Raw genomic sequence first — 23,266 nt, 5'->3', positions numbered from 1 at the left:
AGGAGTTAAGCTATGGCATCGGATGAATTGAAACTGCTTGAGAGACTGATTGATGTCATTGAAAACGACGTCATACCTTTAACCGAGCAGGGCGTTGCTGACGGCAACAAGGTTTTTGGCGCAGCATTGCTGAACAAGTCCGATTTGTCGCTGGTGCTTGCTGAAACCAATAATGAGACAGAGAATCCGCTCTGGCATGGTGAAGTTCACACCATCAAGCGCTTCTACGAAATGTCTGAAAAAGGACGTCCTGAAACGAAGGACATGATTTTTCTCTCCACGCATGAGCCGTGCTCAATGTGTCTTTCTGCAATCACGTGGAGCGGTTTTGATAATTTCTATTATCTGTTTAGCCATGAAGATTCACGCGATGCGTTTTCAATTCCGCATGATCTGAAAATTCTCAAGGAAGTTTTTACTCTTGAGCCGGGCGGTTACAACCACGACAATATTTTCTGGCACAGCCATTCTATTCCGAAAATGGTCGCATCACTGCCTGAGCCAGATCGTGCTCGTCTCGAAAAGCGGCTTGATGCCATCCGCGCCAAGTATGACGTGATGTCGAATGCTTATCAGAGTTCAAAAGATGGAAATGCTATTCCACTGAATTAATAAAAAGGCCGCATATTCTGTACAATGCGGCCTTTTAAGTTTTAAATCTTGTCGAGCAGATTGCGCTTTTGCAAGTTCTGGATCAGTGCACGAATACCGAACGTCCATTCAGCACAGTTGTCGGTACGATCGACCCAGTTGACGAGGCGTCCGAGTTTCGGTGTGGAAATCTCAACCTTATCGCCGATTTCATGCGTGAAGCCTTGGCCTGCGCCGCGACGGTCTTTCACTGGCGCAAACATGGTGCCGAGGAAAAGAACCGCACCATCCGGATATTGGTGATTGCGGTTCATCATCTGGCCAGCGAGGTTTTCTGGATCGCGGCTGATTGCTTCCATCGGGCTTTCGCCCGTCATTTCGAAGCCATCAGTTCCGGTGACATGCAACGAAAGCTTGAGCTTACGCAAAACATCCATGGTAAATTCGCCGTCGAAGAGACGGATGAATGGGCCAATGGCGCAGGATGCATTGTTATCCTTGGCTTTGCCGAGCAGAAGGGCCGAGCGACCTTCAACGTCACGCAGGTTGACGTCATTGCCAAGTGTGGCACCGACAATGCGGCCATCTGAGGCGACAGCAAGCACAACTTCCGGCTCTGGGTTGTTCCATTGCGAGATTGGCAGAATGCCGACTGTTGCACCACACCCCATTGACGACATTGGCTGCGATTTTGTGAAAATTTCCGCATCGGGTCCAATGCCGACTTCGAGATATTGTGACCAGAGACCCATATCCTGCAGCAGATCTTTAACCTGCGCAGCTTTTTCAGAGCCAGCGGCAACGCCACGCAGACTGTCGCCGATAACAGGCGCCAGGCGCTTGCGCACTTCCAGCGCACGTGTTGGGTCGCCCTTCGCCTGTTCTTCGATAACACGTTCGAGCATACTGTCGGCAAAGGTTACGCCCGCTGCCTTGATCGACTGGAGATCAATCGGCGCAAGCAATTCACCTTTTTCACCTGAAAGATAATCATCAAGCGCACCAAGATCAGCAAAGCCGCTTACATCTTTCAACTCGGCTACCAGATCCTTGCGTTCCAGAAGCCCTGAAACGGTTGCCGAAATGCTGGATAGATCATGAACATGACCGTTCGCGACGAGGACAGGGCATGGGCCGTTCTCGGCCTTGGACCATACGCGTCCAACGAGCACTGCTGAAGCGCTGTCTTCAGGTAAAATTACGGATGAGTTCAGAATATGCTTGTCTTGCACAGGTATTCCTCCCGGTGTGCTCTGTTCACGATTCGAATTTAAATTGTGGCGCGGAGCGAAGAGATGCCGGAACATCAGGCAGGCGTGCTTTTGGCACAGCAAACGGCATCACAATTTAACTCCTCCAAATTAGATTGTTGGGTTGTCTGATAACTGTATAATCAGCATTTGAAAACTACTTTTATGCGTAGCTCGTTCGAAACATGATCATTTTATGCGGCATGCTTTCGCAATTTGGCGCATGACTGGTTAGTAAAATCGGGCTGGTAGCTTTCGCTTGACTTGATGAAAAACTCACGACAAATCAATGGCAGACAATAAAGGGGGAGCAGCATACGATGTTCGGTGAAATCAGGCGTAACGAACAGCTTCCCGCTCGTATTGCTTCCGAAATAGTCCGACAGATTAGTGAAGGCAGCTGGCTGCCTGGGCATAAATTGCCCACAGAGCATAGTCTCGCGCAAAGTTTTGGCGTTAGCCGTTCTGTCATCCGTGAGGCGATTGCCCAATTGCGCAACGAAGGGCTTATTGAAACGCGGCAGGGTGTCGGTGCCTTTGTCACCGAGCCTGATCGCCGCCATGCTATTCGGATTGAGCCTGAAACACTTGCTGACCGTGATCATTTTCGCAGTCTCTTTCAATTGCGTATGGCGCTGGAAATTGAGGCCGCAGGGCTTGCTGCTGTGCATCATACCGCAGACGATTTACGAAAGTTGGATGAAGCCTTAGCTGACATGACAGGTGGTGAAAAATGGTCTGATGACGGGATTGCAGCTGACCTCACATTCCATCGGGCGCTTGCGAGCGCTACACATAATGAGTATTTCCCCCTGGTGCTTGGTTTCATTGCGGAACGTATCAGTCAGGCCATCCGTGCAGCGCGAGCGCGTGCAGTGCTTGAAGAGATTGTTGAGATTACAATTGCCGAGCATGTCGCCATTCGCGATGCGATTGCGGCGCGAGATCCGCTGAAAGCGCGCGATGTTATGCGCCTCCATGTCGTGGGAGCTGCAAACCGCGTCAATCTTCAGCTGGAAACATTTTAAGGATCTGCAACGTGCATATTATTGTGATGGGTGTTTCTGGTTCTGGAAAGTCGACTGTTGGCGAAAAGCTTGCAGGGGCGCTCAACCTGCCTTTTCTGGAGGGTGATAGCCTGCATCCTAAATCCAATGTCGATAAAATGGTTGCTGGAATTCCATTGCAGGACGAAGATCGCTGGCCTTGGCTGGATCAGATCGGTGAACGGCTGGCTTCTGCGCATAACGGTATTGTTGTATCTTGCTCATCGTTGAAAAAGAGCTATCGCGACCGGATGCGTGCCGCGTCAGGCGGTCCACTGATGTTTGTCTTTCTAGATGGTAGTTTTGACGTTTTGCATCAGCATATGGGGCAAAGAACTGGCCACTTCATGCCGGTGAAAATGCTGGAAAGCCAGCTTGCAACGCTTGAAAGCCCCGTCGGTGAAGCGCTGGTTTTCCGCGCCGATGTAGCTGACCCAATCGAGAAAATCGTTGCTGAAAGTCTCGACTGGGTTCGTTCTGTAAAGGACGAGTTAGCGTAAAGGCCAGAAGAACATTAGTGCTGGTACAGTCACCAGTGCAATGATGATCGACAATGGCAGCCCAAGCCTCGGATAGTCGCTGAACTTATAGCCACCGGGTCCCATCACCAGCGTATTACATTGATGTCCGATTGGTGTGAGGAAATCGCAACCTGCTCCAATTGCTACGGCCATCAGAAATGCTTCGGGCTTGAAGCCAAGACCGGAGGCAAAGCTTGTGGCTATCGGTGCCATAACCAGCACCGTAGCGGCATTGTTGAGAAATGGCGTTACCATCATGGCTGTGACCAGAATAAGCGCCAGTGCACCATAGGGTGGCAATTGGTGGCCGATTCCTGAAAGCCATTGTGCGATGAGTTCGGTGCCGCCAGACGTGCGCAGCGCATCTGATACGGGTATCAGTGCTGCAAGCATGACCAGAATTGGTCCGTCGATTTCGTCATAGACCTCGTTGATCGGAATGACTTTAAATAGCAGCATCGCAACTGCTGCCGCAAAGAACGCAATAGCCACTGGAACGATGCTGAAGGCCGTGGCCCCAATCGCTGCGATAAGTATCGAAAGAGGTATGAGCGCGCGCCGGACACTGCCGAGCATTAGCTTGCGACGAGCCAGCGGCAGCAATTCAAATTCTGTCAGAAAGCTCGAAAGATTGGCCTGTCTGCCTTGAAGAACGACGACATCACCAAAGCTTAACCGTACTTCGCTCAGACGTTCAGAAATACGTTGTCCGGGACGGCTGACGGCGAGCAGATTGACCTCGTAGCGTGCATATAGATCAAGCTGTTGAGCATTAAGACCTTCGAGACGGGAATTGGTTCCAATAACAGCTTCTACTGTTTCGATCTCGGTCGAGCCACTTGTCTCTGATGGGTTGCGATTTTTGGACAGTGTGAGTTTGCCGGAGCTGACAACCGTATCGAGGGCTTTCGGATCGCCTTCGAGAAGCACAATGTCATTTTCGGCAAGTACCGTGTCGGGCAGGGGCGTGATGCGGCTTTTCTTACGAATGATCGACGTCACCATAGCCTCGCCTTCGGCAGGCTTTATGAGGTCGCTGATGCGCTTTCCCAAGACAGAGGAATTTGCGGCAACACTCGCTTCCGAGGCGTAGTTTTTAATCTTGATGGCATCGTCCAGCGATACGCTTTCACGCGTGCGCTGTGGCACAAGCCAATAGAATGTGACCAGATAAATAAGGCCAACAACTGCCAGAACAGCACCGACGGGGGTGAAGTCGAACATAGTGAAAGGTTCGCCAACCATTTCGCCGCGAATGCGCGAAACAACGATGTTGGGTGAAGTGCCGACCTGTGTCATCAGTCCGCCGAGAAGCGCACCAAATGCCATTGGCATCAGAAAAGTTGAAGGCGAGACATTTGAACGTCGGGCAAACTGAAAAGCGACGGGGATCATAATTGCCAATGCGCCGACGTTTTTAACAAAGGCGGATAGAACCGTGACGATTGCTACAAGGACTGCGAGCTGTAATCGGACACTGTTCAGATCGGGAAGAAAGCGCTGAACTGCTTCCTGCATGAGGCCGGAGCGCGCCACACCAGCGCTTACAATCAGTGCGCTACCGACAATGATGACAATGTCATCGCTGAAGCCTGTAAAGGCCTGATCATATGGAACGACGCCGACAGCTACGGCCAGTAGCAGCGAGCACAGGGCCACAATATCGTAACGAAATCTGCCCCAGATAAATGCCCCCATCATGAGAATAATCACGGCGAAGGACAGTATCTGCTGGTGGGTCATTCTATGCGCATTCCTCAAAAAGAGAAAAATATTCTACTGTTGTGTAGCGCATAAAATCCAAAACGAAAACGGCTAATAAAAGGGAATTATTATGTTTCGGGCGCTCAGTTTCCTGAACGCCCGACATTGAAATTAGTTGCTTACGCGGCGACCGTCAGCACCAAAAATATGCACGTCTTTTGCAGACGCGCCAATCTTCACAACTTCATCCACCGAATGCTCAGAGCGGCCCGGAACGCGGAAGATCAGCGGCTTGCCATCGGTGAGCGAGCTATGAATATAGCTTTCTGCACCAACCAACTCGATTGCCTCAATACGAACTTCGGTATTGAAACCGTCAGCTTCGGCTTCACCAGTCTCGATAATGCGAATGTCTTCCGGACGTACACCGAAGGTATATTTGTCTGAAGGAAGCGCTACCGCTTTGCCCGGTTGCCAGACATTGTTTTCGCCGCTTTCCAACAGGTTCATCGATGGTGAACCGATGAAGGTCGCAACGAAGGTCGAAGCTGGCTTTTCGTATAGCTCGATTGGTGTACCCACCTGCTCGATATTACCGGCGTTCAACACCACAAGACGATCTGCCATGGTCATGGCTTCCATCTGGTCATGTGTCACGTAAACGCTGGTTGTGCCAAGCGAGCGCTGCAGGCGCTTGATTTCAACGCGCATTTGCACACGCAATTTTGCGTCAAGGTTTGACAGCGGTTCGTCGAAAAGGAACGCCGATGGTTCACGAACAATAGCGCGACCCATTGCAACACGCTGACGCTGGCCACCGGAAAGCTGACGCGGTTTGCGATCAAGGAACTGCTCGATTTCAAGCGCCTTCGCAGCTTTTGCAATACGGCGTTCGATTTCATCCTTTGGTGTTTTACGGTTTTTAAGGCCGTAAGCGAGGTTTTCGCGCACCGTCATATGCGGGTAAAGCGCATAGTTCTGGAACACCATTGCGATGTCGCGCTCGGCTGGTTCCACATCGTTGACGACGCGGTCACCGATGGAAATCGTGCCACCAGTAATGCCTTCGAGGCCTGCAATCATACGCAGAAGCGTGGACTTGCCGCAGCCTGATGGGCCGACGAGGACGACAAATTCGCCGTCCTGAATATCCAGCGAAACGCCTTTGATGACTTCAATGCCGCCGCCATAGCTCTTGCGGACATTATCAAGAGTGATCTTGCTCATTATTTTTCCGTTTCCACGAGACCTTTGACGAACCAGCGCTGCATAAGAACAACAACGAGGATCGGCGGTATGATAGCCAGAATGGCCGTAACCATGACGTAGTTCCACGGTGTGGAAGCATCGGCGAAATCGACCATCCGGCGCAGGCCGATGATGATCGTATTCATTTTCGCATCATTGGTGACGAGCAGTGGCCACAGATACTGGGTCCAGCCATAAATGAAGAGAATGACGAAGAGAGCCGCAATGTTTGTCTTCGACAGTGGCAGCAGGATATCACGCATAAAACGGAAGGGTCCTGCATTATCAATGCGTGCTGCTTCCACCAATTCGCCAGGAATTGTGAGGAAGAACTGTCGGAACAGGAACGTTGCCGTTGCCGATGCCATAAGCGGCAGTGTCAGCCCCGCGTAGGTGTCGATCATGCCAAGATCCACAATGACCTTATAGGTTGGCAGAATACGCACTTCGACAGGCAGCATCAGTGTGACGAAGATCATCCAGAAGAAGAACATGCGGCACGGAAAGCGGAAGAACACAATCGCAAAGGCCGACATGAACGAGATGATGATCTTGCCTACTGCGATGAGCATCGCAACGACGAAGGAGTTCCACAGGAGACGTTCTAGGCTCACGCCGACTACGCGTTCGACGCCACCGAAAATGGCTTCGTTGTAGTTTTCCAGCATATGCCCACCGGGAACAAGCTGGATTGGGGGCCGAAGAATGTCACCTGAAGTGAGTGTCGATGCGACAAAGGTATAATAAATCGGAAAGGCAACTACGATGATCCCGATAATCAGGATCAGATGACCTAGCAGATTTGAGACTGGGCGTTTTTCTATCATGGTCGCCTCGCTCACGAATAATGCACGCGCTTCTCAATGAAGCGGAACTGGAATGCGGTCAGGGCGATCACGATAATCATCAGAATAACTGACTGCGCCGAGGACGAGCCGAGGTTAAGATTGACGAAACCGTCGTTATAAACCTTGTAGACCAGAGTTTCGGTGGCTTTGGCTGGGCCGCCGCCGGTGACAGCATGAATGATGCCGAATGTGTCGAAGAAGGCATAAACCGTGTTGACCACCAACAGGAAGAAGGTCGTCGGTGCCAAAAGCGGGAACACAATCGACCAGAAACGCCGTGCGCCACGTGCGCCGTCGATGGCCGCAGCTTCAATCAGCGATTTTGGGATTGCCTGAAGGCCCGCAACAAAGAACAGGAAATTATAGGAAATCTGTTTCCATGCGGCAGCACCAACGATCATCGCCATTGCCTGATTGCCGTTTAGCAGCGGGTCCCATGCGAAACCTGCGCTACGCAGCATATAAGCCAGCGTACCCATTGCAGGGTTGAACATGAACAGCCAAAGCATACCAGCAACAGCGGGTGCGACTGCATAAGGCCAGATCAGAAGCGTGCGATAGAACGTCTTACCGCGAATAACCTTGTCAGCAGCGGTTGCAAGCAACAAGGCTGCGCCCATCGCGACAAATGCGGTCAAGAGATTGAAAACAATCGTCACCTGAACAGAATGCAGGTAATTCGGATCAGACAGAACATTGGTAAAATTGGCTAATCCAACAAATGTCGATTTCAATCCAAAAGCGTCTTCACGCATGAAGGACTGATAAATAGCCTGACTTGCTGGCCAGAAAAAGAAGATCACAGTCAATATGATCTGCGGGGCCAGCAGCAAATAGGGTAAGATTTTGTTTGGAAACGTAACATTTTGCACGGGGAGTTTCCTTGCGGATAGCAATGCCGCCAAACCCTTTGAGGTCAGGCGGCACGCTCTAGTTCATCAGATTATTGTGCGGCTGCAATCGCGTCGTTTGCACGCTTAACAGCATTGTCGAGAGCAGTTTTTGCATCCTGCTTACCGCCAAGCATCGCTTCATATTCTTCGTTGAGAATATCACGGACCTGCGGCAGGTTGACGAGGCGGACACCCTTTGAGTTTTCGGTTGGTGCCTTGCCCATCATCTGAAGGATTGGCGTTTCACGGCCCGGGTTCTTTTCATAGAAGTCGGAGTTCTTCGTTGCTTCATAAGCAGCCATCGTCACAGGCAGATAGCCTGATTTTTCATGTAGCTTCTGCTGGATGTTGGTCTGCGAAAGGAAGTTGAAGAACTGTGCAATGCCTTTGTACTGGTCATCGCTGAGGCCAGCAAAGACCCAGAGGCTTGCGCCGCCTGGAATGGTATTCTGCGGGCCATGACCTTCGTAATAAGGAAGCTGGCCGATACCGTAATTCATGCCGGACTTGATGATATCGCCAAGACCACCTGACGATTCAGTCAGGATGGCGCATTCGCCAGAGGTGAAAAGCTGTTTGGCTTCTGAAGTACGACCGCCGTAACGGAAAGTGCCGTCTTTAGCGAGGTCAGCAATAGCCTGAAAATGTTCTACGAAAAGCGGTTCGTTGATCTTGAGCTCAACATTGGTGCCACCGAGACCATTTTCATTGGTGCCGTAGGAAACATTGTTCCATGCGGAGAAGTTTTCAGTCTGAATCCATGTCAGCCATGTCGAGGTGAAGCCGCAAGCGGAAGCGCCGCTTGCCTTGATCTTCTTGGCTGCTTCAAAAACTTCCGGCCATGTCTTTGGCGGGTTGTTTTCATCAAGGCCAGCTTTCTTGAAAGCGTCCTTGTTGTAATAAAGGATTGGCGAGGAGGAGTTGTAAGGGAACGACAGCATCGTGCCGTCTGGCTTGGAGTAATAAGCGACGATGCCCGGCAGATATTGCGACTTGTCGAACTTGTAGCCGCCTTTTTCGAGCACTTCTGCTGCTGGCACCATAGCGCCTTCAGCAGCCATCATCACACCGCTACCAGCGTCAAAAACCTGAATGATTGCCGGTGGCTGCTTGGAACGGAACGCGGCGATGCCTGCATTCAACGTTTCTGGATAGCTGCCTTTATAGACTGGAACGATCTTGTATTCGCTCTGGCTTTCGTTGAACTCTTTCGAAAGCTCATTGATCATTTCGTTGTTCGCGCCAGTCATGCCGTGCCACCAGCTCAGCTCTGTCTGTGCGAAAGCCTGTGAACCGAGAGTTAGGGCAAGGGCGCCAGTCAGCGCTGAAGTTGTGATCAGACGGGTAAGCATATTTCCTCCTCGGAAATGAGGTTTCGTGAACTTCAAGAACGGATTCGTTCCACTCTCAAGGTTCCGATACCTGCATTATGGTTATTACACTTATATGACTGCAAATTCGCTATAGGGCAACTTTTCTCTCCCTTAATAGAATAAAACCGAAAATGTTAATCGGCGAAAGGAAAAAAAACGAAAAAGAAACGATAATTTTGTGCAGAAGATGTGGATAGTGTCCTGAACCGACCATCGTTCAAGCTTGCATTCTTGGTTTTGGGTTTAGATTCCAGTTTTCACGATTGTCGAAAAAACTTTTATCACCCTTATAAAGCCCAATCAAAAAATCAGCAAACTCATGGACTTGCACCACAAGTCGAATCCCAATTAAGTGACCTTCTTCAAAATTGCTAATTAGCTTTTGATCAATCTTAAGCAGTTTTGAATAAACACTATTTTCACATGCGGACAGTTTATTGTCCGAGAATGCCCGACGGAGATCTTATGCCCCCCCATGCTGACTGGAATGCAGCCTCGTTGTCTGCAAAGCATTATTCCAGAACATGGAGCAAAGATGAACCGGGCGGGGTTATCATTGGCTTTGATCTTGATGGCGTAAAATTTGCCTATGCCGGAGGGCTTGAGAGCCTTTCGACAGGTACTCCTTTTACGGCAAACACCGTTGTTCGCTATGCTTCCATTACGAAGCATATTTTCTGCGCGATGTTACTGCGCCATTCTGAGTTGATTGGTCTCAATGACCGTCTTGGCGATCACTTACCAGAATTGCAGAGCCCACTCGCTGACGTTACCGTTGCGCGTGCGCTCGATATGACCGGCGGTTTACCGGATGCGCGTGAATGCCTGACGCTGTTGGGACTATCCGTATATTCGCATACGAATGCAGTAAGCTTGATGGAGTTTCTTGCCAGTTTAGAACGGCTTAATTTTCCTGCTGGCACCGAAATCTCATATTCCAATACAGGCTATAGACTGGTTGAAGCGGCGTTCGAACGCAAAGGTATCTTTTTCAAAGACTTTGTGCGCTCGGAAATAAGTCAGCCTCTTAATATCTGTATGGAAGCCCCAGATGAGTGGGCTGATCCCGTCAAAGGTCTTGTCCCTGGTTACTTTAAAGCCAACGGAAAATGGCAGCAAAGCAGCGCGGGGTTGCATCTTTCCGCATCGGGTAGTGTCGCTGGCAGTGGTATGGCGCTCACAAAATGGGTGCAAGCCCTTTTGGCTGGTGAGGGCGCATATAGCGGATTGCTCTCGACGCTGTCTGCTGAGCATTTTCTCAGTGATGGTCGTTCGACAGGATATGGCCTTGGTTTGCGTTGGAATGACATTGACGGGAAGCAGTTCGTTGGTCATGGCGGATCGCATCCGGGCTATAAAAGTTATTTCTTGCTCGATCCAGTTGATCAAACCGGCATAGTTGTTGTCTGTAATCGCGAAGATGCCGACACATATACGATCGCACGTGATTGCATGGCGGCACTCCATGGGTTGTCACTGCCTGGAAAGACATCAGCTATCCCGGATGGTTTGTATGTCGCTGACGCAGGCCCATTCTGGCTTGAGATGCGTGACGGCGTTGCAAGTTATCTCGGCGCGGAAGACAGGCTTTATAATGCGGGGGAAGGTTGGGCTTCTTCCTTGTCACCATCGTCGCCTATGAAGTTGCGCTGGGATGGTGATGTTCTGCAAGGTGAAATTGGTCATGTGAGGCGTGAATTGCGGCCAGTGCATCCAAAGCCAGTTGGAAAAGAGTTCGATGGGCACTGGAATGCGCCGCTTTATGGAGCATCGTTCACCGTGGATAATGGACACATTATTATGGGTATAGGCCCGGCGCGTCAGATCATGCCGCTTGAAGATTTAGGCAATGGTCACGCTTTGTTTACGTTGCAGGATGGCCCTTGGAACAAGCGCATCTGCATGCATCTTCTGGACGTAAACAGGCTTGAATTGGTTCTCAATCGAAGCCGGGTCATCGAATATCAGCGTTGAAGTTGCTTCATTGTGTTATTTTCGGGAAATTGATTCCGAAAATGATTTGAATGGAGTGAGCCAATGTTGGAACAGATGATTGATCAGGGCGCAGGACGCGAACCCGCAGACATCGTGTTGAAAGGTGGCCGCTTCTTCGATCTCGTAACTGGTGAACTGGTTGAAAGCGATATTGCGATTTGTGGTGATCGCATTGTTGGTACGTTCGGTACATATCATGGCAAGCAGGAGATCGATATCAGCGGGCGTATTGTCGTTCCGGGGTTTATCGATACGCATCTCCATATTGAATCATCACACATTACACCGCATGAGTTTGATCGTTGCGTGTTGCCGCAGGGTGTTACAACTGTCGTCTGCGATCCGCATGAGATTGCCAATGTGCTGGGCGCAGAAGGTTTAAAATATTTCCTTGATAGTTCGCTTGAGACGATCATGGATATTCGTGTGCAGCTTTCGAGCTGCGTGCCAGCAACGCATATGGAAACATCGGGCGCAGAACTTCTGATCGATGATCTTTTGCCGTTCGCTGGCCATCCAAAGGTAATCGGCCTTGCCGAATTTATGAACTTCCCCGGCGTTCTTTCGAAAGACCCAGAATGTCTGGCGAAGCTCAAAGCCTTTCAGGGACGTCATATTGATGGTCATGCGCCGCTTCTGCGCGGGTTTGATCTTAATGGCTATATCGCAGCAGGCATTCGCACAGAGCATGAAGCAACCAGCGCTGAAGAAGCATTGGAGAAAATGCGCAAGGGCATGCATGTGCTCGTGCGTGAAGGCTCGGTTTCAAAAGACCTGCATGCTTTGATGCCGATCATCACGGAACGCCACTCGCAGTTCTTGTCATTGTGCACCGATGATCGCAATCCGCTCGATATCACAGATCAGGGCCATCTGGATTATCTCATCCGCACAGCTATCGCGGGAGGCGTTGATCCGCTGGCGATTTATCGCGCAGCAAGTGTTTCGGCAGCGCGCGCGTTTGGGATGCATGATCGCGGTCTGGTTGCTCCGGGCCAGCGCGCCGATCTTGTGATTATTGATAGCCTTGAAGGTTGTCACCCAGAAATCGTGCTTTCTGCGGGCAGGGTGGTTTCGGAAGAATTGTTCGCAACCCGCAAAACGGTCGTCGAAGTTGGTCGTAACAGCGTTAAGGCGCAAAGGGTCAGCGCAACGAACTTCCGTTCGCAATCTAACAGCGGCAAAACCCGTGCTATCGGTATCATTCCCGGAAAGATCATTACGGAAAGCTTAGAGTTCGACCTAAAAGTCGGGCCGCATGGCGTTGAACCCGACCTTGAGCGCGATGTTGTGAAAATCGCAGTTGTCGAGCGCCACGGCAAAAATGGCAATATCGCAACGGGCTTTGTGCATGGTTTTGGTCTGAAAGCTGGCGCTATCGCATCGACGGTGAGCCATGACAGTCATAATATCTGCGTGGTTGGTGTTTCGGATGAGGACATCGCAGCCGCTGCAAATCGCCTTGGTGAAATCGAAGGCGGGTTTGTTGTTGTGCGCGATGGAAAAGTTCTTGCAGAAATGCCTTTGCCAATAGCAGGGCTGATGAGTGCTGAGCCATATGAAACAGTACGCGAACAATTGCGCACTCTGCGTCATGCAGCGGAAGAACTCGGATCCGTGCTGGAAGAGCCGTTTCTCCAATTGGCTTTCATAGCTCTGCCGGTTATCCCACATTTGAAAATCACAGATCGCGGTTTAGTCGATGTCGATAAGTTTGAATTTGTTGGCAATTGAATAGGCTGACGTCCTCGTCATAATTGCATTAATCTAATCTGCTAAAGCACTGGCAGAAATCGAGTTTTTGACATGCAATTTTTGAACACTTTTGACTTTTTTCCGTTTCTCGATACGGCAGTCAGTTACACTGCCGCTTTCATCTTTGGTACATTGATCGGCGCGGAACGTCAGTATCGTCAGCGAACGGCGGGCTTGCGAACCAATGCGCTGGTCGCACTTGGCGCTGCCGCTTTTGTTGATCTGGCAGCGCGCCTCGCAGGCAATGCGGAAGCTTTACGGGTCATTGCCTATGTGGTTTCTGGCGTGGGTTTCCTTGGCGCTGGCGTCATCATGAAAGAGGGCATGAATGTTCGCGGCCTTAACACGGCTGCGACCCTTTGGTGTTCGGCAGCAGTTGGCGCATGTGCTGGTACTGATATGCTGGCCGAGGCAGCACTGTTGACGGTGTTCGTTTTGCTGGGAAATACGCTGCTTCGCCCGCTGGTCAATCTCATCAATCGCATACCCGTCGATCAACAGGCGCTTGAACAAACCTATGAAGTGCGTGTTATCGCCTCTCACCAGGCGATGGAGGAAATGCGCGAGCTGCTCGTCGAGAAGCTGGAAGAGGCAAAATATCCCGTTGGGGATGTGGAGATTTCGGATCGCAATGCTGAGACGGTCGAAATTCTTGCGACCCTCGTGAGTACGTCGATTGACCCGGAAGAAATTGATGCTGTTACGCAGTTTATGGAAAAGCATCCGGGTGTGTTTTATGCAGGATGGGAAGGTAGTTCGAAAGACTAATTAGCGATCAATTCGTGTCGATAGAATGATCGACGACATGGTGCGTTCGACGCCTTCAAGCGCACCGATTTTGTCGAGAACAATATCCAGCTCCTGAATTGACGGCGCTTCAACCACCACAATCATATCGAAATGACCGCTGACGGAGTGCAATGTGCGCACAGCCATGATGCCGCGCAATGCCGTTTCAACCTTTGGTGCAAACTTCGGCAGCGCCGTAACTAACACATGCGCGCGCACCAGATCACGCTCAAATTCTGGAGCGATTCGAACGGTATAGCCTTCGATTACACCGCGCTTTTCCAGCTTTTCCAGCCTGCTTTGTATGGTCGTGCGTGACACACCGAGCTTCCGTGCGAGGTCGGCTGTGGATGCACGTGCGTTTTCACGTAGCAGTGCAATAAGGGCGAGGTCGGCGTTTGTCGTCATAATGCATATTAGATACGTCAAATTGCACAAAAAAACAACGTGAAATCGTCAGTTTACACGCTTCTTTTCGCCGAAAAATGTGAGATTCTTTGTCTATCGAAATTGCATTACCCAAACAGACCTATAGGGGAAAAGACATGAAAGAGATCGTTGTTGTAGGCGCGGGCAAAATTGGCGCGACCATTGCCGATCTTCTGGCTTCAACTGGTGACTATGCTGTAACTGTTATCGACCGCTCGCAGGCACAGCTTGATGCACTGGACACGGGTGCGGAAGTTAAGACGCAGGCGCTTGACATTGCAGACGCCAAAGCACTTGAAGCTGTTCTGACCGGCAAGTTTGCGGTTCTCAGCGCTGCTCCATTCCAGCTCACCACACTGATCGCAGAAGCCGCAGCCAAGACTGGCGTGCATTATCTTGATCTGACCGAAGACGTTGCCAGCACCAAGCGCGTCATGGAACTGGCGAAGGATGCAAACACCGCATTCATTCCACAGTGCGGTTTGGCTCCGGGCTTCATTTCAATCGTTGCTTACGATCTCGCAAAGCGCTTTGACACACTGGAAAACGTGCGCATGCGCGTTGGTGCTCTGCCAGAATTTCCATCGAATGCTCTTAACTACAATCTGACCTGGAGCACCGACGGCCTGATCAACGAATATATCGAACCATGCGAAGCCATCGTCAACGGCCAGCTCACCAAGGTTCCGGCTCTTGAAGAGCGCGAAGAATTCTCGCTCGACGGCGTAACCTACGAAGCGTTCAACACTTCGGGTGGCCTCGGCACACTTTGCGATACACTTGAAGGCAAGGTTCGCACGCTTAACTACCGCACGATCCGTTACCCGGGTCACGTAGCACTTATGAAAGCGCTGCTGAACGATCTTGGCCTGCGTCATCGTCGTGAAGTGCTCAAGGACATTTTTGAAAACGCTCTGCCAAGCACATTGCAGGACGTTATCGTGATCTTCGTTACTGTTTCGGGAATGAAGAACGGCCGTCTGGTTCAGGAAACTTATGCGAATAAAGTCTATGCCAATCAGGTTGGCAAGATCGTTCGTTCGGGCATCCAGATCACAACTGCTTCGGCAATCTGTGCCGTGCTCGACATGCTTGCTAAAGGCGAAATTGCGCAGAAGGGCTTTGTTCGTCAGGAAGACATCACTCTTGATGCATTCCTCGCAAACCGCTTCGGCAAAGCCTATGCTCAGGAAGATCATGCAACGCGTTTGGTTGCCTGAAAGCACCGTTAAGGCCATATCAAGACCCGTTGCGTTTTACACGCAGCGGGTCATTTTGCATTTGAATATGACCAAAGTTGCAATTGAATTTGTTCGGCTTTGCGGGCAATCCGGATAGAGCAATGACAAGGCCCGTGACTAAAAAGTGGAATAGGGAAGCGATGTTTAAAACAATTTTGCTGGCCGGTCTGGCCTCCGTCGTTCTTGCCATGCCTGTGCAGGCAAAAGAATGGAAAGAAATCCGTATCGCCAGTGAAGGTGCGTATCCGCCCTTCAATTATATGTCGCCGGATGGCAAGCTTATTGGCTTTGATATCGATATTGCCAATGCGCTTTGCGAAGCGATGGAAGCCAAGTGTGAAATCGTGGCCAATGATTGGGACGGAATGATTCCGGGTCTTCAGGCCAAAAAATTTGATGCTGTTATTGCTTCTATGGCAATTACCCCTGAACGCGAAAAGCAGGTTGCTTTCTCGGAACGCTATTACACGACGCCCCTGGCAGTTGTAGTTCCGAAAGACACCGACATTACCTCGCTTGAACCGTCAGCATTTGATGGCAAGACCGTCGGTGCACAGGCTGGCACGACACAGGGCAATTATGCCGATGATGTCTATGGCAAGGCCGGTGCGGACGTGAAGCTTTACCCAACTGCCGATGAAGCCAATGCCGATCTCGAAAACGGTCGTATCGATGCGATTGCGGCTGACAAGTTCTTGGCTGCGGACTGGTTGAAGAAGCAGGGCGCTGATTGCTGTAAGTTCCTGGGCGATATTCCGGGCTCGGAAACCAAGATTTCGGTCGCTCTGCGTCAAGGCGACGATGATCTGCGCGAACAGTTCAATGCAGCGATTAAAAAGATCCGTGACAACGGCACTTACGAGACAATCCGTAAGAAATATTTCGACTTCGATATTTATTGATAGAATTTATGAGCGCCGCCAAATGTTTAACTTGAAACTGGCGGCGCTCAGTGCTTCATTCAATGCATAATATTGCGGGCGGGAAACCTGCAAAACAGAACCATAACAACGGTCAAGGGGAATATTATGTTGAAATCAATCCTGTTTGCAGGCGTCGCCTCCATTATCGCCGCACTTCCAGCACAAGCCAAAGAATGGAAGGAAATCAAGATTGCAACGGAAGGTGCTTATCCGCCGTTTAACTTCGTTGCGGCTGATGGTTCGTTGCAGGGGCTGGATGTTGATATCGCCAATGCACTCTGTGCTGCGATGGAAGCCAAGTGCACGATCGTCGCCAATGATTGGGATGGTATGATTCCCGGTCTTCAGACCAATAAGTTTGATGCTGTTATTGCGTCGATGAGTGTCACGGAAGAGCGCCAGAAGCAGGTTTCGTTCACCGACAAATATTATTCCACGCCACTGTCTGTCGCCGTTCCGAAAGATAGCCCGATTACCTCGCTTGATGCAGAAGCTTTCAAGGGGAAAACTGTCGGTGCACAGGGATCGACCACGCAGGGCACTTATGCTGAAGACGTCTATGGCAAAGCAGGCGCTGACGTAAAACTGTATCCGACGGCTGATGAAGCCAATGCCGATCTTAAAAGCGGTCGTCTTGATGCTGTGGTTTCCGACAAATTCCCGATTTCTGACTGGATCAAGGCTGATGGGGCGGATTGCTGCAAGCTGATTGGCGATGTGCCCGGTACTCAGACTGATACGGCTATTGCGGTGCGTCAGGGTGACAATGATTTGCGCGAACAGTTCAATGTGGCCATCAAGAAAATTCGCGACGACGGCACTTACGCAACCATCGTGAAGAAATATTTCGACTTTGATATTTATTGATCGAAGATAAGTGACTTGTAAAAGTTACGCGAGTTTGATGTATGAATGCGCGCACTGACAGATCGTCGGTGCGCGCATTTGTTTGAGAGATAGGTCGGGGATACCATGCAGCAACAAGATGTCATCGTTCTGGGCGCAGGTATCGTCGGTGTTTCGGCAGCACTTCATTTGCAAGCGCGAGGCCGTTCGGTCACGCTGATTGATCGTGGTGAGCCGGGGCAAGGCACAAGCTTTGGTAATGCGGGGCTGATTGAGCGCTCCAGCGTTATTCCCTATTCGTTTCCGCAAGGATTTGGCACGCTGCTGCGTTATGGTTTAAACCGCCGTTCCGATGTTCGTTACGATCCGTTTTATGTGTTACGCATTGCGCGCTGGCTTTTTCAATATTGGCGTGAATCATCACCAGAACGCCTGAAGATTGCAACCGATGCCATGTTGCCACTGGTTGAAGCGAGTGTGCGAGAGCATGACGCGCTGATCACACAGGCAGGTTGTGAACGGCTCGTGCGCTCGCAGGGGTGGATCGAAGTGTTTCGCAGTGAGCCTGCTTTTCAGGCGGCAGTTCAGCGCTTGCCGCAGTTGCAGCGCTTTAATCTTGCTTATGATGTTTTCGATGCACAGGCGCTGAAACAGCGCGAAACAACGCTTGGTGATGTTGCTGGCGGTATCCATTGGCTCGATCCTAAAACCATCGTCAATCCGGGTGGTCTTGTTCAGGCTTACGCGGATTTGTTTCGATCAAATGGTGGCCGGTTTGTTCATGGTGATGCTGCAACGCTTTCGGAAAGCACGAATGGTTGGCAAGTGACGACCGAGGAAGGTCCAGCTTTTGCGCGTGAAGTTGTGGTGGCTCTTGGTCCGCAATCGGGCCTGATTTTCCAGAAATTTGGTTATGCAATTCCGCTTGGCATTAAGCGCGGTCATCATATGCATTTTGAAATGCAGGATGGTGAGCGGCTTGGTCATACCGTGGTTGATGAAGAAGCGGGCTATGTGCTTGCGCCTATGGTGCAAGGTGTTCGTCTTTCAACAGGCATCGAATTTGCTTCGCCTGATGCTCCGGCTAATTTCATTCAGCTCAAACGTGCCGAAAAGATTGCGCGTCGGCTTCTGCCGCAGCTGGGTGCACCGGTTGAAACCAAACCGTGGCTTGGCTTGCGGCCATGTCTGCCAGATATGCGTCCGGTGATTGGTCCTGCGCCGCGCCACAAGGGGCTTTGGTTTGATTTCGGTCATGCGCATCATGGCTTGACGCTTGGTCCTGCCAGTGGGCGACTGTTGGCCGAGATGATGACAGTTGAGAAAACATTTACTGATCCAGCGCCTTATTCGGCAAATCGGTTTCTTTAATCGTCTTCAAATTTTGCGGAGCGGTCTTGTCAGGCGCGACAAAGCGGGGTTATCAATTGACCCCCGTCACATCCGCGCTCTGCGGGCAAATCGATCCGGAAAAATCTCGTGAAAATGAAACCTTTGGGCCGCACAGGCCTCAATGTTACCGATATCTGCCTCGGCACTATGACCTGGGGCGTTCAGAACACTGAAAGCGACGCGCATGAACAGCTTGATTTTGCTGTCGATGCGGGTGTCAATTTTATCGATACGGCTGAAGGCTATGCCATTCCGATGAGCCCGGAAAGCTATGGCAAGACCGAAACCTACATCGGCAACTGGTTTAAAAAGTCTGGTAAGCGAGATCGCGTTATTCTCGCTAGTAAGATTGCTGGCGGCGGTCGTCAGGAATGGATTCGCGGTGGAGCGAAGCCGAGCCGTGCAAGCGTTGCTGAAGCCGTTAATGACAGCCTGAAACGTTTGCAGACTGACTATATCGATCTCTACCAGATTCATTGGCCATCGCGCCCGCATTATCACTTTGGTCAGGGCTGGGGTTTTGATCCATCCAATGTGGATCCGAAAGCTGAACGCGAACAAATCCATGATGTTTTGCTCGGTCTTGAAGATGCCGTGCGTGCAGGCAAAATCCGTCACGTTGGCCTTTCCAACGAAACGGCTTGGGGCACAATGCAGTGGCTCAAGATTGCAGAAGAACACAATCTGCCGCGCATGGCATCGATCCAGAACGAATATGGCCTTTTGCAGCGTGAATTTGATCACGACATGGCTGAGGTATCACTGTTCGAAGATGTTGGTTTACTTGCTTACTCCACGCTTGCCGCAGGTGTGCTGACGGGCAAGTATCTCGATGGAAAAGTCCCTGAAGGTTCACGCGCATCCGTAATGGATGGTGGCATGTGGCGGGATAATTCTTATTCCGAGCCAGCAATCCGCGCTTATATTGATGTCGCTAAAAAGCATGGTCTTGATATTGCACAGATGGCGATTGCTTTCTCTGCATCAAGGCCGTTTATGACATCGGTAATCATTGGCGCAACATCTGTTGAGCAGCTCAAGACCGACATTGCTTCGAGCGAATTGATACTTTCAGACGAAGTTCTGGCAGACATCGAAAGCGTCTATCGCTCTTATCCGCGTCCTCTTTAATTAATAACAGCTGGCCGCATAGATGTGCGGCCGGCTTAACCTTTCAGGTAAACTTCGTGTTTGACGTGCCATTGGTCGATCGGCGTATCACTGGATGAACTCACGATCACTAACCGGTCAAACTGAAGCTTGCGGCCCGAAAGCTGTTTTTTAAGCCGATCTATTTCCATTTGTTTGAGGGTTGTTTCCTCAATGCCATAGGCAAGCGAAACATGCGGCATAAAGCTCTGCAAGCTTGCATCACTTGAGATTTCAAGTGAGTCCTGTTTTAGGCGCACTAATGCAGGTGCTTTCTCAAGTGCTGCATAGAAAGAGCGGAAATAGGCTTCGCTTCCCGTGACGTTTTCAATCAGCAGTTCCAGCGGTTTGCGGCCTATTGCGAGACTCAATACCTGCGGCAGAAGCTCTTCTGCCGATCGCTTCATATCTGGCACCAGCGTCGCATGCGGTTCAAATATCGGCGAGTTAAAGCGCCCACCCAAATCACTCACGATGGTCTCAAGAAAAATAAGATCGTCATGTGCAGGCCGAAGCCAGATAGAATGATCGGACATTCAGGACTTGCTTCCGTTCGTTGGATTTTCGGTTTTGAGCGGGCGAACGCTGCCTCGAAGGATCAGTGGCGTGTCGATCATCACCATCTGCGGTGGCGCATTGGGCGCGCTTTGCCGCTCATCAAGCATACGGATGATTTCTGCGGATAGACGCTCTGCATTCTGATCAAACGTCGTAAGGCGATAAGCGCCCCAGCGCGCTTCGGTGACATTATCAAAGCCGATGACGGAAAGATCGTCAGGTATCGAGAGATTGAACACATCGCGCGCGCAATCAATCAGCCCAAAGGCCATTAGATCATTGACGCAGAACACTGCTTCAACACGATCCCGTTCGCTCAGCAAGAGTGACGCCGCAGCGAAGCCGCCATCATAATCGGTCAGTTCGCCACGTTGTACGCTCACATCAAGGCCAAAGCTTTTGGCTCGCGCTATATAGGCCTCTTCGCGCTCCAGAAGATTGGGACTGCGAACATTGGAGGTGACGAGTCCCAGTCGTTTCATGCCACGCGCAGCAAAAACATCGACCGCCGTTTCTGCTGCTTGTTTGTTGTTGATGCGAATATGGTCCGGGCCGTCTTCGTTACGTCCGACAACGATTAGAGTTTGACCATTGCGCTGTGCCAGTTCGACAAAGGATGATGACGGCATCCCAGAGAGAACAACTGTCGCCTCGGCTCTATAGCGCAGCAAGGTCTGGTGTGCGGCAGAGAGGTTCTCACCATGTTGCCCGGTCGGGATGAGAACGGGAACGCTACCACGCGCAGTCAACCGACGGGACAAAGCAGCGATCTGCCGTGAGCGGAAGGGGCTTGCTGGATCTGCTGCGATCATACCGACAATGCGGCTGCGGTTGGCAAGCAAACCGCGCGCCAGATCATTGACCTGATAGCCGAGCTTTTCCGCCGCTTTCAACACCTTTTCTCGCGTGTTAGGCGAAACGCTCGCGCCGGGAGTGAAAGTGCGCGAGACCGCCGAGCGAGATACGCCAGCCTCTACAGCAACTTCGTGCGCACTGATAAAGCGCGGCTGGTTTTCGGGAAGTTCTTCCTGAAAACGATCTTTGTCGGCCATAACTATCGACCCACTTTCGAGAGAACATCGGCGCGCAGGAAGCGCTCGACAACAAACATGAATGCAATGGACGGCACCAGCAGGATCAGCGCGCTGATGGACGCGATCTGATAGTTACCACCCGAGCTTGCTGTATAGAGCATCAGCGGTAATGTTGTAATGTCAGGTGCGCCCACAAAATATGTCCCGGTGAATTCATCTAGTGATTCAAGGAACACAAAGATTGCACTTGCAAGCAGGCCCGGAGCGGCGATTGGCAATGTGATGTGGAAGAAGGTTTTCATGGCTGAAGCGCCCATGGAGCGTGCGGCCTCTTCCAGTTCGCGATCAATCGCGGAGAAAGCGGCTGTTGCGATCCATACTGCATAGACCAGACCATGCGTTACATGCACCAAAACGACGCCGGTAATCGTACCGTTCAAACGCAACGAATAGAACATCTGCGCAATATTGACGTAGATTGGCAGGTTCGGAAATGCCTGCGGAATCAGCAGGATAAGCAACACAAGTCCCCGGAATGGCAGTTTCAGTCGTGCCAGTGCATAGCCAGCAGGGATAGCAAGGCCGAGCGAAACAACCACCGTCAGGCTTGCGATGATAACGCTTGTGCCGAGCGAAGACAGTGCATTGCCACGCGGGGAGAACACATTCGCCCAGAAGGAGAAGCCATATTGAATGGGCAGTGTATGCGGGAAATACCACCGTTCTGCCACGGCCCAGAGAAGAAGGTTCGCCAGCGGTCCAAAGATTGCAAAAGCCAGCGAACCAAGCACGATGCCGCGCGGTATCCAGCGCCAGTCAAATACATTGCTCATTAGCCATGCTCCTTCATGGTTTGGCGCAGATAAACCCATGCAACCAGACTGGTCATCAGGAGCGAGATCGTGCCAAGCGCATTGGCAACGCCGTAATCGCCGTAAGCATTGATGCGGAACGCCATATTCGCGGTGATCATGGTTGGCGATTGGGCATTGATCATCAAAGGTACGGAAAGCACTGACATCATTGTAACGAAGCTCAGGATCAAACCTACGAGCAAGGTTGGGCGCACTTGCGGAAGCACGATTTCAATGAGGATGCGCAAGCGTCCGGCACCAAGGTTACGCGCAGATTCAATCGTGCTGCGATCAATCGATGCCATGGCGCCAGCTAGCAACAACGTAACGAACGGTGTCTGTTTCCAGACAAACGCAATGACAATTCCGCGCCAGTCGAGAAAGCTCATTGCCTGAAGTGGCGTGAGAATGCCGCTTTCAATAAGCAAGCTGTTCATCAGGCCGTTTTTGGCAAGGAATGTGCGCAATATTTGGCCAACCACAATGAATGGAATGAACAGTGGCCAGCGGTAAAGCCAGCGGAGCACGGTAACGGCGCGCTGATTGGAGCCGAGTGTCAGATAGCCACCAATAGCGATTGCGAAAAGCGCAATGAGTGCAGAAGAAAGTGTGACGATCACAAGCGTGAATAGCATGTCGCTGGAATAAAGCTCGAAAGCCTTAGTGAAATTGCCGAAGCCCCAATCTTCGCCAACGTGAAATGCCCCGGTTATCGCGCCAAACAGCGGCACGATGAACAGAAACAACACGATTGCCAGTGCGGGTGCGACCAGCAGAAAACCCGTCATTCTCTGCGACATGGATATTCCTTAATTGAGGTGAGGGGA

At 51.1% G+C, this 23,266-nt stretch carries 22 protein-coding genes; 11 read left to right on the top strand and 11 right to left on the bottom strand.

Going from position 1 to position 23,266, the window contains the following annotated elements:
- Positions 1 to 12 precede the first annotated feature (12 nt).
- Positions 13 to 612: a nucleoside deaminase gene (locus tag J2782_RS10325; RefSeq protein ID WP_310012040.1), complete on the top strand. Its 600-nt coding sequence runs from the start codon at positions 13 to 15 to the stop codon at positions 610 to 612.
- 41 nt (positions 613 to 653) lie between these two features.
- Here the strand turns inward: J2782_RS10325 and J2782_RS10320 are convergent, their stop codons facing one another.
- Positions 654 to 1,823, bottom strand: a complete 1,170-nt coding sequence (locus J2782_RS10320; protein WP_310012038.1) for a fumarylacetoacetate hydrolase family protein — start codon at positions 1,821 to 1,823, stop codon at positions 654 to 656.
- A 338-nt stretch (positions 1,824 to 2,161) separates the two neighbouring features.
- Here J2782_RS10320 and J2782_RS10315 point away from each other — a divergent pair, with 338 nt between their 5' ends.
- Both J2782_RS10315 and J2782_RS10310 read left to right on the top strand, forming a co-directional pair.
- A complete protein-coding gene (locus J2782_RS10315; RefSeq protein ID WP_310012036.1) occupies positions 2,162 to 2,869 on the top strand; it encodes a FadR/GntR family transcriptional regulator in 708 nt (235 codons plus the stop codon).
- A 26-nt stretch (positions 2,870 to 2,895) separates the two neighbouring features.
- Positions 2,896 to 3,387 carry a gluconokinase gene (locus J2782_RS10310; RefSeq protein WP_310012314.1) on the top strand — a complete coding sequence of 164 codons (492 nt, stop codon included), beginning with the start codon at positions 2,896 to 2,898 and terminating at the stop codon, positions 3,385 to 3,387.
- On the opposite strand, the gene J2782_RS10305 is transcribed toward J2782_RS10310, so the two are convergent.
- The 5 genes from J2782_RS10305 to ugpB form a co-directional block, all read right to left on the bottom strand.
- On the bottom strand, positions 3,379 to 5,151 hold the full coding sequence (locus J2782_RS10305; RefSeq protein WP_310012035.1) for an SLC13 family permease: 1,773 nt from the start codon (positions 5,149 to 5,151) through the stop codon (positions 3,379 to 3,381). The genes J2782_RS10310 and J2782_RS10305 overlap by 9 nt on opposite strands.
- 132 nt (positions 5,152 to 5,283) lie before the next feature.
- Positions 5,284 to 6,339, bottom strand: coding sequence for a sn-glycerol-3-phosphate import ATP-binding protein UgpC (locus J2782_RS10300; RefSeq protein WP_310012033.1), 1,056 nt, complete (start codon positions 6,337 to 6,339; stop codon positions 5,284 to 5,286).
- On the bottom strand, positions 6,339 to 7,187 hold the full coding sequence (gene ugpE / locus J2782_RS10295; RefSeq protein WP_310012031.1) for a sn-glycerol-3-phosphate ABC transporter permease UgpE: 849 nt from the start codon (positions 7,185 to 7,187) through the stop codon (positions 6,339 to 6,341). The genes J2782_RS10300 and ugpE overlap by 1 nt, the downstream gene beginning before the upstream one ends.
- Before the next feature lie 11 nt (positions 7,188 to 7,198).
- Positions 7,199 to 8,080, bottom strand: a complete 882-nt coding sequence (gene ugpA / locus J2782_RS10290) for a sn-glycerol-3-phosphate ABC transporter permease UgpA (RefSeq protein WP_250042341.1) — start codon at positions 8,078 to 8,080, stop codon at positions 7,199 to 7,201.
- A 71-nt stretch (positions 8,081 to 8,151) separates the two neighbouring features.
- The gene (gene ugpB / locus J2782_RS10285) at positions 8,152 to 9,453 is read right to left on the bottom strand and encodes a sn-glycerol-3-phosphate ABC transporter substrate-binding protein UgpB (protein WP_310012029.1); all 1,302 of its coding nucleotides are present in this window, start codon (positions 9,451 to 9,453) and stop codon (positions 8,152 to 8,154) included.
- A 486-nt stretch (positions 9,454 to 9,939) separates the two neighbouring features.
- On the opposite strand from ugpB, the gene J2782_RS10280 reads away from it, so the two are divergent.
- The 3 genes from J2782_RS10280 to J2782_RS10270 all read left to right on the top strand — a co-directional run bounded on the left by J2782_RS10280 (position 9,940) and on the right by J2782_RS10270 (position 13,992).
- Positions 9,940 to 11,448, top strand: coding sequence for a serine hydrolase domain-containing protein (locus tag J2782_RS10280; protein WP_310012028.1), 1,509 nt, complete (start codon positions 9,940 to 9,942; stop codon positions 11,446 to 11,448).
- 63 nt (positions 11,449 to 11,511) lie between these two features.
- Positions 11,512 to 13,203: an adenine deaminase gene (gene ade, locus J2782_RS10275; RefSeq protein WP_404989621.1), complete on the top strand. Its 1,692-nt coding sequence runs from the start codon at positions 11,512 to 11,514 to the stop codon at positions 13,201 to 13,203.
- A gap of 72 nt (positions 13,204 to 13,275) precedes the next feature.
- The gene (locus J2782_RS10270) at positions 13,276 to 13,992 is read left to right on the top strand and encodes an MgtC/SapB family protein (RefSeq protein ID WP_250042347.1); all 717 of its coding nucleotides are present in this window, start codon (positions 13,276 to 13,278) and stop codon (positions 13,990 to 13,992) included.
- On the opposite strand, the gene J2782_RS10265 is transcribed toward J2782_RS10270, so the two are convergent.
- Positions 13,993 to 14,421, bottom strand: a complete 429-nt coding sequence (locus J2782_RS10265) for an Lrp/AsnC family transcriptional regulator (protein WP_310012026.1) — start codon at positions 14,419 to 14,421, stop codon at positions 13,993 to 13,995. It abuts the gene before it with no gap.
- 137 nt (positions 14,422 to 14,558) lie between these two features.
- Here J2782_RS10265 and J2782_RS10260 point away from each other — a divergent pair, with 137 nt between their 5' ends.
- The 5 genes from J2782_RS10260 to J2782_RS10240 all read left to right on the top strand — a co-directional run bounded on the left by J2782_RS10260 (position 14,559) and on the right by J2782_RS10240 (position 19,975).
- The gene (locus J2782_RS10260) at positions 14,559 to 15,662 is read left to right on the top strand and encodes a saccharopine dehydrogenase family protein (protein ID WP_310012024.1); all 1,104 of its coding nucleotides are present in this window, start codon (positions 14,559 to 14,561) and stop codon (positions 15,660 to 15,662) included.
- Positions 15,663 to 15,823: 161 nt separating this feature from the next.
- Positions 15,824 to 16,585 (top strand): ABC transporter substrate-binding protein, encoded by a 762-nt coding sequence (locus J2782_RS10255; RefSeq protein ID WP_310012023.1) that lies wholly within the window; start codon positions 15,824 to 15,826, stop codon positions 16,583 to 16,585.
- Between the two features lie 126 nt (positions 16,586 to 16,711).
- On the top strand, positions 16,712 to 17,473 hold the full coding sequence (locus tag J2782_RS10250) for an ABC transporter substrate-binding protein (RefSeq protein ID WP_310012022.1): 762 nt from the start codon (positions 16,712 to 16,714) through the stop codon (positions 17,471 to 17,473).
- Between the two features lie 105 nt (positions 17,474 to 17,578).
- On the top strand, positions 17,579 to 18,823 hold the full coding sequence (locus J2782_RS10245; protein WP_310012020.1) for an NAD(P)/FAD-dependent oxidoreductase: 1,245 nt from the start codon (positions 17,579 to 17,581) through the stop codon (positions 18,821 to 18,823).
- A 114-nt stretch (positions 18,824 to 18,937) separates the two neighbouring features.
- Positions 18,938 to 19,975, top strand: a complete 1,038-nt coding sequence (locus J2782_RS10240) for an aldo/keto reductase (protein ID WP_310012313.1) — start codon at positions 18,938 to 18,940, stop codon at positions 19,973 to 19,975.
- Positions 19,976 to 20,010: 35 nt separating this feature from the next.
- Here J2782_RS10240 and J2782_RS10235 read toward each other — a convergent pair whose 3' ends face one another.
- The 4 genes from J2782_RS10235 to J2782_RS10220 are packed head-to-tail and all read right to left on the bottom strand — an operon-like array spanning position 20,011 to position 23,239.
- Positions 20,011 to 20,529 (bottom strand): haloacid dehalogenase, encoded by a 519-nt coding sequence (locus tag J2782_RS10235; protein ID WP_310012017.1) that lies wholly within the window; start codon positions 20,527 to 20,529, stop codon positions 20,011 to 20,013.
- Positions 20,530 to 21,603 (bottom strand): LacI family DNA-binding transcriptional regulator, encoded by a 1,074-nt coding sequence (locus J2782_RS10230; protein ID WP_310012016.1) that lies wholly within the window; start codon positions 21,601 to 21,603, stop codon positions 20,530 to 20,532.
- A 2-nt stretch (positions 21,604 to 21,605) separates the two neighbouring features.
- Positions 21,606 to 22,418 carry an ABC transporter permease gene (locus tag J2782_RS10225; protein WP_310012015.1) on the bottom strand — a complete coding sequence of 271 codons (813 nt, stop codon included), beginning with the start codon at positions 22,416 to 22,418 and terminating at the stop codon, positions 21,606 to 21,608.
- Positions 22,418 to 23,239 (bottom strand): ABC transporter permease, encoded by an 822-nt coding sequence (locus J2782_RS10220; protein ID WP_310012014.1) that lies wholly within the window; start codon positions 23,237 to 23,239, stop codon positions 22,418 to 22,420. The genes J2782_RS10225 and J2782_RS10220 overlap by 1 nt, the downstream gene beginning before the upstream one ends.
- Between the last annotated feature and the right edge of the window lie 27 nt (positions 23,240 to 23,266).

Source organism: Brucella pseudogrignonensis, assembly GCF_031454375.1.
GTDB classification, from domain to species: Bacteria; Pseudomonadota; Alphaproteobacteria; order Rhizobiales; family Rhizobiaceae; genus Brucella; species Brucella pseudogrignonensis_A.
The sequence above is the reverse complement of the archived record's forward strand: the minus strand, read 5'-3'. Positions and strand labels throughout refer to the sequence as shown.

Bases quoted from the DNA above. Each gene is read 5' to 3' on its own strand.
- J2782_RS10325 (WP_310012040.1), top strand. From the start codon at position 13: ATGGCATCGGATGAATTGAAACTGCTTGAGAGACTGATTGATGTCATT.
- J2782_RS10315 (WP_310012036.1), top strand. From the start codon at position 2,162: ATGTTCGGTGAAATCAGGCGTAACGAACAGCTTCCCGCTCGTATTGCT.
- J2782_RS10310 (WP_310012314.1), top strand. From the start codon at position 2,896: ATGGGTGTTTCTGGTTCTGGAAAGTCGACTGTTGGCGAAAAGCTTGCA.
- J2782_RS10305 (WP_310012035.1), bottom strand. From the start codon at position 5,151: ATGACCCACCAGCAGATACTGTCCTTCGCCGTGATTATTCTCATGATG.
- J2782_RS10300 (WP_310012033.1), bottom strand. From the start codon at position 6,339: ATGAGCAAGATCACTCTTGATAATGTCCGCAAGAGCTATGGCGGCGGC.
- ugpE (WP_310012031.1), bottom strand. From the start codon at position 7,187: ATGATAGAAAAACGCCCAGTCTCAAATCTGCTAGGTCATCTGATCCTG.
- ugpB (WP_310012029.1), bottom strand. From the start codon at position 9,453: ATGCTTACCCGTCTGATCACAACTTCAGCGCTGACTGGCGCCCTTGCC.
- J2782_RS10280 (WP_310012028.1), top strand. From the start codon at position 9,940: ATGCCCCCCCATGCTGACTGGAATGCAGCCTCGTTGTCTGCAAAGCAT.
- ade (WP_404989621.1), top strand. From the start codon at position 11,512: ATGTTGGAACAGATGATTGATCAGGGCGCAGGACGCGAACCCGCAGAC.
- J2782_RS10270 (WP_250042347.1), top strand. From the start codon at position 13,276: ATGCAATTTTTGAACACTTTTGACTTTTTTCCGTTTCTCGATACGGCA.
- J2782_RS10265 (WP_310012026.1), bottom strand. From the start codon at position 14,421: ATGACGACAAACGCCGACCTCGCCCTTATTGCACTGCTACGTGAAAAC.
- J2782_RS10260 (WP_310012024.1), top strand. From the start codon at position 14,559: ATGAAAGAGATCGTTGTTGTAGGCGCGGGCAAAATTGGCGCGACCATT.
- J2782_RS10255 (WP_310012023.1), top strand. From the start codon at position 15,824: ATGTTTAAAACAATTTTGCTGGCCGGTCTGGCCTCCGTCGTTCTTGCC.
- J2782_RS10250 (WP_310012022.1), top strand. From the start codon at position 16,712: ATGTTGAAATCAATCCTGTTTGCAGGCGTCGCCTCCATTATCGCCGCA.
- J2782_RS10245 (WP_310012020.1), top strand. From the start codon at position 17,579: ATGCAGCAACAAGATGTCATCGTTCTGGGCGCAGGTATCGTCGGTGTT.
- J2782_RS10240 (WP_310012313.1), top strand. From the start codon at position 18,938: ATGAAACCTTTGGGCCGCACAGGCCTCAATGTTACCGATATCTGCCTC.
- J2782_RS10235 (WP_310012017.1), bottom strand. From the start codon at position 20,529: ATGTCCGATCATTCTATCTGGCTTCGGCCTGCACATGACGATCTTATT.
- J2782_RS10230 (WP_310012016.1), bottom strand. From the start codon at position 21,603: ATGGCCGACAAAGATCGTTTTCAGGAAGAACTTCCCGAAAACCAGCCG.
- J2782_RS10225 (WP_310012015.1), bottom strand. From the start codon at position 22,418: ATGAGCAATGTATTTGACTGGCGCTGGATACCGCGCGGCATCGTGCTT.
- J2782_RS10220 (WP_310012014.1), bottom strand. From the start codon at position 23,239: ATGTCGCAGAGAATGACGGGTTTTCTGCTGGTCGCACCCGCACTGGCA.